This window comes from Lysinibacillus sp. FSL K6-3209 (assembly GCF_037976175.1).
Lineage (GTDB): Bacteria > Bacillota > Bacilli > Bacillales_A > Planococcaceae > Lysinibacillus > Lysinibacillus sphaericus_D.
In genome coordinates this window covers 2113136-2125574 of record NZ_CP150264.1, presented here as the reverse complement: position 1 = coordinate 2125574, position 12439 = coordinate 2113136, and the positions used below count along the sequence as shown (strand labels likewise).

Below are 12439 nucleotides of genomic sequence, written 5' to 3'. Positions count from 1 at the left end.
CCATAGAAAAAGAGCCCCTGATTGTTCGTATATTTAACAATCAGGGGCATTTTTTTAGTACCTTGTACTATATAATAGGCAATTTTTAGCTCATTACATTTACTTGATTTAATTGCTTAATATCCTGTTTACGATCCCACTCAAATGTAATTAAATCTTGACTATTTAAATTTTCAGCCATTAATGACACAGCTGAAATTCGACTATTGTCATACAGTTTAAAGTAATAGTTTTTACTTTGTGCACACATAGCTGAGGTATAGATGGTATAATCCGTTTTCCCCTCATTTGTCAAAACAACACCTTTTGGGATATTTACAGAAGATAGAATATGGAACAAGTTTGTTACGCCTTCTGTTTCATTTTTGGCTTTTTCAGTATATTTTTTCCAGTATGCTACCCGAAGAAAACGTGCTGACGGCGTAAAATCACCTGGTAATCCTAAGCCCCCTGCCCCTTGCCCAAACGGTGTCAAATCCAAGTCTCCCATCATAATGTCTTGTGGCGGATTTGGTGTGACACCAATGTAAGCTCTTAAATTTGTCTGATGCCATTCATAGCCAGGGCTATTCGTCATGACGCCAATCGTTTTTCGATGAATGGTAATGCCCGTTTTATCCGGTTCAATAACAATCGATTCACCAGAAGCATCTGTAAATGTATAGTGAAGTGGAGGTGCAAAGCCAAGTATTATATTGGCTTCATTCAATAATGTATAAGAAGTTAATTTTTCAATAACATCATCGACTGTTACACAATTTCCCAAAACTTGTGAAATTACATACACGGGATTGATGCCTCTTGTGCCTTTTTTAGGTTCGTCAGCATAAGTCGCAAATGTAGCATAGTAAAGCATTGCGCCCATTAATCCCTTTTCGTTTACCCCATCATAGAGAACTGGTGATGTAATGTCAGTGCTTCCCATTCCAACAAAAGCATATGAATTGTTAATGACTACATTTTCTTTCTCTAGCAATCGAATTCCGTAATTACGTGGGACAATAATCACTTTACTATCTGGTTCCATTGTAAAATCCATTGTGCGAGCGAATAAACTTTTATCATCCGTTGTACGAATTGATAAGCTACTGCAACCTAACATAAAAAACACTCCCTTGAAAAAGTATTTTAAAAAAATCTAACGGAATTATTTTTAAATCAACTAACGTATCTTCATAATAAAGAATTTACTTCACTTATCACGAGTACCATAATTAACCAAAAATAGATTTATTCCGCTTCCAAAACCATACTATCACTTCCATTAATGGAAATTCAAGGATAAATTAACGCCGTTTTTTGGCGGTCATCCCACCTTTTTTTCAGACTAAAATGTCTAATCTCATGCAATAACGCCACATCGCGCCACATACCCCGTCATTATTTGGCGTTACCATTATTTTCTAATACTATGAAAGTAGTATTTTTAAAAAATCCACTGTCTAACATTTGACTTTTTAATAAAATTCATATTTATATATAAATGCATTTTTTCACTAAACTGTCAAATTTGAAATACGTTTACACATATAAGAGCTCCTTACTTTATAGGCTTTGATGATTTTTTATTATAATGTAGCAACAATATTAGCAACTGATGCAAGTTTCATATCATTGTTCCCTTAACTTGATGTAAAAGCATGTGCTCTTACATTAGTAATTTTTTTATAAACTACTAGTTATTTACATGATATTACTGACAACACTTACCGATATTGGTACAATCTTAACAATGATGGTAATTAAAGATTTAACAATAAATTTTAGATAAAACATTACATATCTTCAATGTAATTTTTATAAATATTAAAATAATAGGAGGATTAATTAGTGGGATTATTTGATATTTTTAAAGGGGACAAGGTTCATAACAAACAAGGTATGAATCCCCATTTTGCATTCGTAACATCTTTGCTTTATATGATGGGGGCAGATGGTGAATATGATAATGAGGAAATAGGTCAGTTGTTATCAGTTATTGGAGGTAAGAAAAAAGGCAGTACAGTTTATGTAGGTGGTAACAATAATGATTTAATGGACCAAGTTATTAAATACGTAAACAGAAATTCCGTGGACCAATTTTTACTTGAAGCTGCACCAGCATTAACTGATGCTCAAAAGATGTGCATTTTAGTTAATATTATCGATTCATCTTTATCCGATGGTGAAGCTGAAATTCAAGAACAACAACTATTTGCTAAATTCCTAAAAGCTTTCGGGATTTCTGAAGAAAGATTCAAACCTTTCTTTGAAGTCATTGTTTTAAAAAATGATCGTTCAGTATTCTTAAATCCGAACCATGCTAAAAATCAAACTGGATATAAAGTAAATCTTTCAAAATAAAATCCCAGTCACTCATTTTAAATGAGTGACGTTTTTGTGTTTATAATAAAATCAAAGTTAAATTCATTTCGTTCTTTTGCTTGTGTAGATTGTCTCTTTTTGGCTAATCTAGTTTCTCCTTTTGTTAGTTTTGGAACTGCTGTATATGACAAGATTATCTTTCCTTACACAAAAGTATTTGTTGCAATAATTCCAGAACAACGTCACGAATATTATATAACTCAACATGCCGAAAGCGGACGGAGGACATTTTGCTCTTAACGCTGTATATCCAAACGAACAACAATGAGTAATTATTTTTTATTTTTTCGTTCTAATAGGATAGGTGCTATATTTAGTAAAATTGAAACAATGGTTAGAAACCATAACGTTTTTTCCATAGTCGGTACAACATCCAATAAAGCTGCCCAATCTTCAACTTTTACCCAATTAGATACTAGGCTATGTTCTGCACAGAGTGTCAATGCTGTAAAAGATAACCCCATTGCCATCGCGAGTTTATAATCTTTACCTGTTATATACTTATATAGATTGATAAAAGTTGCTATTATAGTAATTAGACCTAATATTAACCACATAATGATAACTCCTTTTCCAATATAGACATAAATTATAATTAAATGGTTCCCTCCCTACCCCCGCCGGACGCATTATTACGCTCCCCCTTATTACAGTGGATGAAAGACTTCAATCAACTATTATATTTTTAAATTGAATAGTCGTCCCTGTCGAAAACTGAAAAAGGGCACCTCAAAGGCACTCTTATAAGATTTGTTATTTTTCTTATTAGTTGGTGTTAAAAATAGTTATGGCTAATATTGTGTAGATGTTTCACGCTTTCAAAACAAGCATCATTTTGTACGAATCTCCGCGCATTTACTATGGCATACTTATGTAAGTATTCTAATTGCCCAAGGTATTCCCGTTACCACGGTAGCTAAAATTATTGGAAATACTCCAGAAATGCTAATGAAGGCATATGCTCATTCGTTGGCAGATGAGGAATTAAAGGCGACAGAAGTTCTTTCTCCGTTAATTAAATTTGAATAAATCATATTTTTTCACTTATTTGGGGCACTTATTAGGGTACAAACGATATTTGTACCCCTCCACTCTTGCTATATAAGCCTTTATCACTCTATCTAAATATATTATGTTCATATAAAAAATCATAGGAAAGATCGACAAATAAATATTCATGTTCATTAATGGCAATCGAAAATGTTCGCGTAATTTCTCCTGTCTCGATATCTCGATACAGTTCTGAAATTTCCCCATTTTGATCATTTCGCATTTTAATAATCGTTTGTAGGAAATACGGTCGCCAACTCCAATTTTTATTAATTGCATTTGGCTGTAATTCCCATATCCCTTCTACACGCATCACGTTAGGCGTTAATTGGAAACCATCCTCATTACAAATATATAATCGGAAAGAGTAATGATCTAAAAGCTCTGCTAAATGTTCCAATTGTGAGATATTATCACTAGAAGGCTTTACTCGATGAACAATTGCTTCTAGTTCCTCTCTTAATTTCTTCAACTCGAAATATTGTGCCTGAAGCATCTTCTTTTCAGATGTTATAAATTGCTGACATTCCTCTTTAAAACGTTCCTTTAATATATCTTTCTCCACAAATGTCTTTGCAGCATTTGCTAAATAAGAACCTTGATAGAATCGTCCCCCGTTTTTCCAAGCAAATTGCAATTGGTAAACAGTCCCTATACCTTCAAATAAAAGGTTAGCCCCGATTTTATAAGCTAAGCTGCCAATTGCTGAAATCATATCAGATTGTGCAGACCATGAGTCATAATTTAAATCACGTATATTAACCTTTAAAATTTGAGGTGATAATAATGCGATATGTTCTAAATGACTTTCAGCACCGACTTCTTGCACAGCAATTTTCATACCGAATGTTGTAAAATAGCGAAGAGCGTGGTGCAATTTATTAATATCGCCTAAAAATCGATGCTCGGAAACAACTAAGACAATACGATGTAAATCTTCTTCCCCTATATATTGTTGAATAATATTAAAATGACTTTCACCGAAATCTTGCATTAACAAGTTCGGATTACTTGGAATATAAATATCAATATCGGGTGCTACTGTGTCTATCTGCGTTAATGCAGCGTGTAAAATTTTATGCTCCATATCAATCCGATATTCTTCTGGAATATCTTCATTATTCACAAAATCTTTTAAATTGATTTGTTGACCTTCTATTTGTAACTGTCCGGAAATTTCGTAGGCAATCACCGTATGCGCATCAGCGCTAAATATAGGTTGAAAATACCCATGTATTTGATCTAAATTAGTTAACACTTCAATTGCGTCCATTGTCGAAACCTCCATACTTGAATAATCTATCATTATTCAAAAATAACATTACAACTACAGTTCATTTAATGAAAAAGCTCTCTGACTGTATAATAGTTTGTTTATAGGAATTTCGCAACTTCACATGCCGTATTTTTATTATTCGTTTGTTCGTTTAGACCGTCACTAATTCTTTTTCTTGTTGTTTTTGTGCGATTGTCTCCGGTCTGCGTACCCAACTAAGTCCAAGTGTGCCTTCTCCTGCATGCACACCGACACAAGCACTCAATGGCAGAACGTGAAAAATAATAAAAGGATACGCTTTTTCTAGAGCTAATTTCCAATTCATCGCACCTTCTTCATTATTACAATGAATAACAGCTACCTCTGGAATATGATGTGAGTCTAAATCATTTATTAGAAGGTTTTCTACATATGCTTTTGCTTTTGCTAGTGCACGTACTTTTTCCTTCATGACAACTTTACCATTATCAAAAGAAATAACGACTTTTATATTTAATAGTTGGCTCAAAAACGCTTGCGTCCCTGACACACGGCCACTTTTATGCAATTGTGATAAGCTCGCTGGGATAAAGGACAGCTCGCTATGATCTGCAAGTTCATTGATTTTTTCAACGATTTGTTGTGGTGCGACGCCTTCTCGTTCTAATTGCTGCCCAAGTTCAATCATTTTCATCATCGGGAATGAACCGATTTTAGAATCAACTGGATATACTTCAAATTGTGCTTGTTGTGCTGCTGTGAAAGCGCTTAAATAAGTGCCCGACAAATGTTGCGAAGTATGAATAGCAATAGCACAGTCATAGCCTTGCTGTTTTAACGATTTATATAACGCTACCACTTCACCAATGGCAGGTTGCGATGTCTTTGGATGTGTTTTAGTAGTACGAAGTTTGTCATAAAATTCATCATGTGTCATATCAACAGTTTCTCGTAATACGCCCTCTTCAAAAACAATATTGAGTGGTAATACGTGAACTTGATTGTCCTGTATGAATTTTTCATCTAACAATGCTGCTGTATCTGTAACCCATGCTATTTTCTTGTTCATTAAATGCTGTGCTCCCTGTCTATTGTAAAGTATTAATCCTTATAACTTATGCAACTATACATAGACAGAACCGTGATGAATAGTGACATTTATCATAATTGCTTAATTTTTTTACAACGTTCGACATTTTTTCGACAAAATTCACAATAAAAAAACAATATCCCAAAAGTAAAAAATGTACACACTTTTAGGATATTGTTATTATTCCTTATTCATTCATAAAGAAATACCAGACAACTGCCGCAATCATTAACGTTACAAGGACTGCAATTGTTACACGTAATGGCGAAATCGGTGCGTCTCCTCCAACACGACCTGTCTGACCATTCACCATAAATCGATAAATTTTCTCTTTATATCTAAAAGAAGAAAGCCATATTGGTAACATTAAATACTTATATGTAATGTCATCATGTGTTGTAGAAAACCGCAAATTGGAGACAACATCTGCAAATTTTTCTATACGGATTTTTGCCGTAATTTCTGCTTCTAAATGATCGTGAATTTCTCTCTTTGCTTGGTTCCAACCATCCTGTAAACCAATGCTATAGCGTTCTGAGAGAAATCCTGCTACATACTCCGGTTTATAGGATTTGTTATTTAATAAGTTAAATGGCTCTATTTTACGCATCATCTGACGATCATAGCGAGTCGTTGCACTAATTAAATGATCATCTATAAATTCCTGATAGAAACCACTGGTAGTATACCAATCTGTAACTGTACGCTGATTGCCATCCTTATCAGTGACCGTTCGATGCTTACCATAGCTTGCCGAATAGCGTGAGCTTGTTTTTGTATCAAACGTCCAATAAGGTAGATAAACACCTTTAAAAGCATCAGGCTTTGCACTAATTTTAGCAGCTTTTGGCGTAAACCATTTACTTTTAATCCACTTTTGAAAATTTTCGCCTGCTTGTTTATCTGTTATTTCAAATGCACATACGCCATTTGGTGCAAGTGTATTTGAAGCACTTGCTTCCATTACTTGATTTGAGCCACAATATGGACAGCTATCTGCTACTTGTAATGCATCATAAATCGTTTCAGCAGCACAAGCTTTACAAATAACCGTTTTTTTCTCTACGCCCCAGTTAAAGTTTCCTCGCTCCTCAGCCTTTGCAAAATCCATTTCTTGGGCGATTTTTTCTTGTTCCTTTTCAGGTTTGGCAATCTCGGTTTCAAAGCCACAATATGGACAAGTTAGCTTGCCTGTTGCGGGGTTAAACTCAATTGATGCACTGCATGATGGACATTCAGCATCGAATTCTAGCTTTGCCTCTTTGACGTTTTCCATTTCTTGCGTCGTCATCACCAGTCATCTCCTTATTTTAGATCATTGTCATCGAAAACATCGCCGCACTCAGGGCAAAATTTCGGAGGGTTTGCAGGGGTTTCTGGCTGCCAACCGCATTTATCACAAGCATATTGCAATGCACCAGACGGTTTTTTCGCCCCACATTCACTACAGAATTTACCTTTATTGATTGTGCCACATGAACATGTCCAGCCCTCTTCTACTGGCTTTGCTGCACCACAGTTTGAGCAAAATTTACCCGTATTCTCTTGTCCACATGAACATGTCCAAGTATTGGATGGGCTCGATTGTTGTGGCGTCTTTGCTTGCATCTGTTTATTTTGCTCGCTCATTTGGAAGAGTTGGCTTGCATTGACGCCACCCGCTTGTGTTGCCATATTCATCCCCATGAATCCAGCCATTGCACCGCCTTCATTGTGCGCAGCTGCAATCATCGCCTCTGCTTGTGCCCCAGTTAAATGCGCAGCTGCCATCCCTGGGTCACGCATCACTGCATTGCGCTGTAATTGTTTTATCATCGCTTCATCTTCTTCAGATGCTTTTAATGAACTAATTCCGAATGATACAACTGCCAAACCACGTGTTGCCAACCATTTTTCTGATAACACTTTGTTAAGAGCATCTGCTAGCGCCACTGTATGCGCAGGTATTTCACTATAGCGCACGCCACTTGCCGAAATTTGAGCAAATGCTGGTTGTAATGCCGTCATTAGCTCTGTTTTCAATTGACTATCAATAGCATCACGTGTATACTCACGCTCTACATTTCCACAGACATTTGTATAAAATAATAATGGGTCTACTATTTTATAAGAATATTCACCATGACAACGAATGGTAATATCAATATCTAAGCCAATATTACGGTCAATGACACGGAAAGGAATTGGGGCAGGTGTTCCGTACTTATTGCCAACGATTTCTTTTTTATTAAAATAATACACACGTTGATCTTTAGCAGGCTCTCCACCAAATGTGAAGCGCTTTCCAATTAGCTTAAACGTTTCCGTAATGTTTGCTGACAGATCATCCCCATACATAATAGATGGTTCTGTAGATGTGTCATAAACATATTCACCAGATTCGGAAGAAAACTCCACTACCTTGCCTTGCTCGACAATCATCATACACTGCCCTTCATTAATGGCAATGATTGAACCATTACTAATCAGATTGTCGTTTCCTTTATTTGAGCCACGTTTCGAAGTACGTTTAATACCTTTAGCAACAAGGACATCTGCTGATAAGGACTCACAGTAGAAATACTCACGCCATTGATCTTCTAATACACCTGCTAATGCCCCAATACCTGCTTTTAATAAACCCATTCTATTTCCCACCTTTAAATAAATACTTAATGTTATTTTATCATTAAAAATATTGCCCTTCCTATTGTACTACGCAAGAAAGGACAATTTGTTTCAAAATTTTTACTTGGGCATTAGGATGCTTATTACTTCCCTACTGAAAAACCGTCAAATAATTTTCCACCATATGGCGCAAGGATATTATGTACTAATTTTACAATGTGTTCTTTATCGCCTGTTTTATAAAATATATCAAATGCGTTTATAAATTGATGTGTGAACGCTTCATCATATTGTCTTAAAGAACGGACGACCCATTTCGAGTGACCAATCCATTTTCGGTTTGTTCTTAACACAAATTCACTTGCTAATTCGGCAATGGTATTCACTATAAATAGTTCTTCAGCTCTATTTGAACAACCAATAAAATCATCTAATGCATCCGAAATAAAGTATTGTTTTATTTTGATTGTTTGTTCTGTCCATACTTCTGGTCCTTTGTCTAAAAGTTGCTTAGCCTCTTCTTTAATGGTGTCAATTATATCCCTATCTTTTAACACAATTCCTTCAGATACCATTCTTGGCATGGAAGGCCTCGCTCGTTTACAGTCTTCGGCAAAATATTGTTTATAAGAAGTCAAATTATGGACAAATACTTCTATAGCCCAACCAAAGGCAATAATGGACTCTCGATAGGCTGTCTTTTGATTTTTATCAAAAACGACAATATCTAAATCCGAGGTCTCTGTCGCCTCTCCTCGAATGACACTTCCAGCCAATAATGCCCCATCGCAATGAGGGAAATGTTTTGTAATAAACTGAAGTGCTGCTTCGACTGCGTGATCCCTTTTTAAATAATCCAAATTGCCACCTCTTCCTGAAAATTACTGAATTATTTAGAATATACTTTCTACACTTGCAGAAAATCTCCTATTAAAGCGAATCAAATTTTTACAAAGGAATTTGTAATTAATAACAAATTGATAAAATCATGTATAATATATATAGCACTATGAAAAATGGTGCTAATACCGTTGTATGGTTAATTTTCTAAACAGAAAGGAGCTATAACATGGACCAACAAGAGATTTTAACGATTATGAACTTAACGAAGAGCTATGGCAGCAAAGAAATTTTAAAAGGAATTGACTTACATGTGTCAAGAGGCGAAATTATTGGCTACATCGGTCCGAATGGCGCTGGTAAAAGTACAACTGTCAAAATTATATTAGGGATTGAAGGCGAATATGGTGGTGAAATTAAGCTATTTGGGGAGGATATTAAACAAAATAGCATTGATTATAAACGGAGAATTGGCTATGTGCCTGAAATAGCCGATGTTTATGATAATTTAACTGGCTATGAGTATTTGACTTTCATCGGCCAGCTTTACGGATTGCATTTAGATGTAGCGACTTCCAAATCTAAATCATTAATGGAATTGTTCGGTGTTGGAGAAGCATATCATGCAAGAATATCTTCTTATTCAAAAGGCATGAGGCAAAAGCTATTAATTATCGCTAGCCTTATACATAATCCAGATTTACTGTTCTTGGATGAACCTATTAACGGCTTGGATGCGAATAGTGTTATGATTTTCAAAGAGATTTTAACGCAATTAGCAGCCCAAGGGAAAACGATATTTTATTCCTCCCATATCATGGATGTGGTCGAAAAAATCAGCAGTCGTATTATATTACTGAATGATGGAAAAATTGCTGCTGATGGAACATTTGCTCAACTACAAGCCGCTAATACGGCAGGAACGTTAGAGGGGATTTTCAACCAACTAACAGGTTTTCATAATCATAAAGAAATTGGTGAACAATTCGTAGCGGTTGTCCAGGAGGTGTAGTAATGAAAGATTTCAAAGTCCTGCAACTACTTGATAAAGTGCAATTTATTTTTCGGAAAATGGGCATTGATTATTCGATTATGAGACAAATCCTCCATATTAAACTAACGATGGATGAACGAAAAGTACCAACCATCTTTAACCAAAATAAAAAAGATCAGAAGAATAGCTACTTCAAATCTTTATGGATTTACGCCCTTTATGGTCTTATACTCATTCCTTTTATGGGGTTTGGTGATAACTATCATTTTCAAATGAGCATTGCATACGGCATAGTTATCTTTATCGTGATGACTACTTTGATTTCCGATTTTTCTTCTGTACTACTTGATGTCCGTGACAGAAGCATCTTGGCAACAAAGCCGATAAATGCTAAAACGATAAATGCCGCTAAAGTATTGCATATCTTTATTTATTTAACTTATTTAACAATTGCCTTAACCGCGATTCCCCTTTTAGTTAGCTTGTTTACACAAGGAATAGTATTCTTTCTATTAACCGTATTCGCACTTACCTTTATCAATATTTTCATTGTCGTGCTTACAACCATTTTGTATATTGTGATTTTAAGATTTTTTGATGGAGAAAAGCTAAAGGACATTATTAATTATGTGCAAATTGGTTTATCCTTAGTGCTGATGATTGGTTATCAAGTGCTCATTCGATCCTTTGAGTTTGTTAACCTTGAAATGGTCGTAAAATTCACATGGTGGAGTATTTTCATCATTCCGATGTGGTTTGCCGCTCCTTATGAGCTTATCTTAAATGGTAATAACTCTTACTTCACGTTAGTAGGCACTATCTTCTCCGTCTTTATACCACTTATTTCAATAGGGCTCTATATAAAGTTAATTCCAACCTTTGAGCGCAATTTACAAAAGTTATTAAGCACGAGTAAGTCAAAGAAGGAAAAGAGAAGTCGTTTAAAAGATTATTTCTTATCTTTTATATGCCGAACAAGTGAGGAAAGGGCATTTTACCGTTTTGCCTCTCTTATGATGAAACAAGAACGGGATTTTAAATTAAAAGTGTATCCATCGTTAGGCTTTTCTTTCGTGATACCATTTATTTTTATGTTTAATATGATGCGGTCAGATAATGTTGACTACTCGACTAGTGTAAGCTATTTAAATATTTATTTTAGTATGCTGATTATTCCATCTGCTGTGATGATGTTAGGTCATTCCGCAAAATATAAAGCCGCTTGGATCTACAAAGTCTTTCCGATTAAGGACTATACAGACTTACAAAAGGGTAGTTTAAAAGCCTTTTTAATAAAGCTATATATTCCGCTGTATATTGTGCTAAGCATCGTATTTTGCTTTATTTATGGCCCAAGAATCATTCCAGATTTATTGATTGTTTTAGTAGCAAGCTGTTTGTACACAATCATTTGCTACATCGGCTTTGAAAGCAAAATTCCTTTCGCAAAGCCCTTCGATGAAATCGGTGATGGACAGAGTTGGAAGTCCTTAATATTATTTATTCCATTAGGTATACTTGCATTTCTACACTATCTACTGACAACAAGCGGTTCTTATGGTATTTTTATTTATTTCATTGTACTTGTCATTGTCAATTTCTTTTCTTGGAAATACTTGTTTAAACGAGCTAAGTAATACTTCAACGAAATAGGCATTGCTTATATAGCTAGTAAAAATCCACTTTGCTTATAATGGCTCAGTGGATTTTTTGCAATTCTTTTTACAAATCGTAGCTCATAACGATTAATTCCCCTTTTATTCCCATCACTCTCACACCTTTATCGGTATAACCGCATTTCTTATATAGTCTCTGTGCCGCCTCATTCCTTACATTAACAGCCAATACAATTTCATTGACGTCACAGTAATGCTGTTTGACAAAGTCAGGTAATAACATTAAAGCTTTTTTTGCATAGCCCTTCCCTTGATGTCGATAATCTGTAGAAAAAGCTCTTAATAAAATAGCATGATCATTTTCACAATATGGCTTTACACCTTCTTTTCGATGTAACACAAAGAATACTACAAGCACTCCATCCTCAATTGCTAAAATGGCATGTCGATTGACATCCTCTTTAGCAAGCGCAATACCCTCTTGCGGTGTTCCTGTATATTCAAGTTGTTCAGCTGTTAATTGATACTGGTCAATTAAAGCTTTAAAGCGATTATCGTATATGTATAGTTGCATAATTTCCCCCACCCCTCGTATAGAACACTTGTTCTAATCATAACAATAT

11 protein-coding genes are annotated in these 12439 nt (G+C 35.2%); 3 read left to right on the top strand and 8 right to left on the bottom strand.

The window, feature by feature from the left end; genetic code table 11:
- Positions 1-85: 85 nt before the first annotated feature.
- Positions 86-1102: a linear amide C-N hydrolase gene (locus tag MHH88_RS10200; RefSeq protein ID WP_024361838.1), complete on the bottom strand. Its 1017-nt coding sequence runs from the start codon at positions 1100-1102 to the stop codon at positions 86-88.
- A gap of 728 nt (positions 1103-1830) precedes the next feature.
- Here MHH88_RS10200 and MHH88_RS10195 point away from each other — a divergent pair.
- A complete protein-coding gene (locus MHH88_RS10195) occupies positions 1831-2343 on the top strand; it encodes a TerB family tellurite resistance protein (protein ID WP_025219423.1) in 513 nt (170 codons plus the stop codon).
- Between the two features lie 293 nt (positions 2344-2636).
- On the opposite strand, the gene MHH88_RS10190 is transcribed toward MHH88_RS10195, so the two are convergent.
- From MHH88_RS10190 to MHH88_RS10165, 6 genes are all read right to left on the bottom strand, one after another.
- The gene (locus MHH88_RS10190; RefSeq protein ID WP_339262801.1) at positions 2637-2921 is read right to left on the bottom strand and encodes a hypothetical protein; all 285 of its coding nucleotides are present in this window, start codon (positions 2919-2921) and stop codon (positions 2637-2639) included.
- Between the two features lie 560 nt (positions 2922-3481).
- Positions 3482-4687 carry an EAL-associated domain-containing protein gene (locus MHH88_RS10185; protein WP_024361843.1) on the bottom strand — a complete coding sequence of 402 codons (1206 nt, stop codon included), beginning with the start codon at positions 4685-4687 and terminating at the stop codon, positions 3482-3484.
- 154 nt (positions 4688-4841) lie between these two features.
- A complete protein-coding gene (locus MHH88_RS10180) occupies positions 4842-5738 on the bottom strand; it encodes a DegV family protein (protein ID WP_339262800.1) in 897 nt (298 codons plus the stop codon).
- Between the two features lie 208 nt (positions 5739-5946).
- A complete protein-coding gene (locus MHH88_RS10175) occupies positions 5947-7050 on the bottom strand; it encodes a hypothetical protein (RefSeq protein ID WP_339262799.1) in 1104 nt (367 codons plus the stop codon).
- Between the two features lie 14 nt (positions 7051-7064).
- Complete coding sequence (locus tag MHH88_RS10170) at positions 7065-8384, bottom strand: SPFH domain-containing protein (RefSeq protein ID WP_339262798.1); 1320 nt, start codon at positions 8382-8384, stop codon at positions 7065-7067.
- Between the two features lie 125 nt (positions 8385-8509).
- Positions 8510-9226, bottom strand: coding sequence for a nucleotidyltransferase domain-containing protein (locus MHH88_RS10165; RefSeq protein WP_339262797.1), 717 nt, complete (start codon positions 9224-9226; stop codon positions 8510-8512).
- Positions 9227-9435: 209 nt separating this feature from the next.
- On the opposite strand from MHH88_RS10165, the gene MHH88_RS10160 reads away from it, so the two are divergent.
- Positions 9436-10218 carry an ABC transporter ATP-binding protein gene (locus MHH88_RS10160; protein ID WP_103976672.1) on the top strand — a complete coding sequence of 261 codons (783 nt, stop codon included), beginning with the start codon at positions 9436-9438 and terminating at the stop codon, positions 10216-10218.
- Between the two features lie 2 nt (positions 10219-10220).
- On the top strand, positions 10221-11837 hold the full coding sequence (locus MHH88_RS10155) for a hypothetical protein (RefSeq protein ID WP_339262796.1): 1617 nt from the start codon (positions 10221-10223) through the stop codon (positions 11835-11837).
- An 85-nt stretch (positions 11838-11922) separates the two neighbouring features.
- On the opposite strand, the gene MHH88_RS10150 is transcribed toward MHH88_RS10155, so the two are convergent.
- On the bottom strand, positions 11923-12390 hold the full coding sequence (locus MHH88_RS10150; RefSeq protein ID WP_339262795.1) for a GNAT family protein: 468 nt from the start codon (positions 12388-12390) through the stop codon (positions 11923-11925).
- Between the last annotated feature and the right edge of the window lie 49 nt (positions 12391-12439).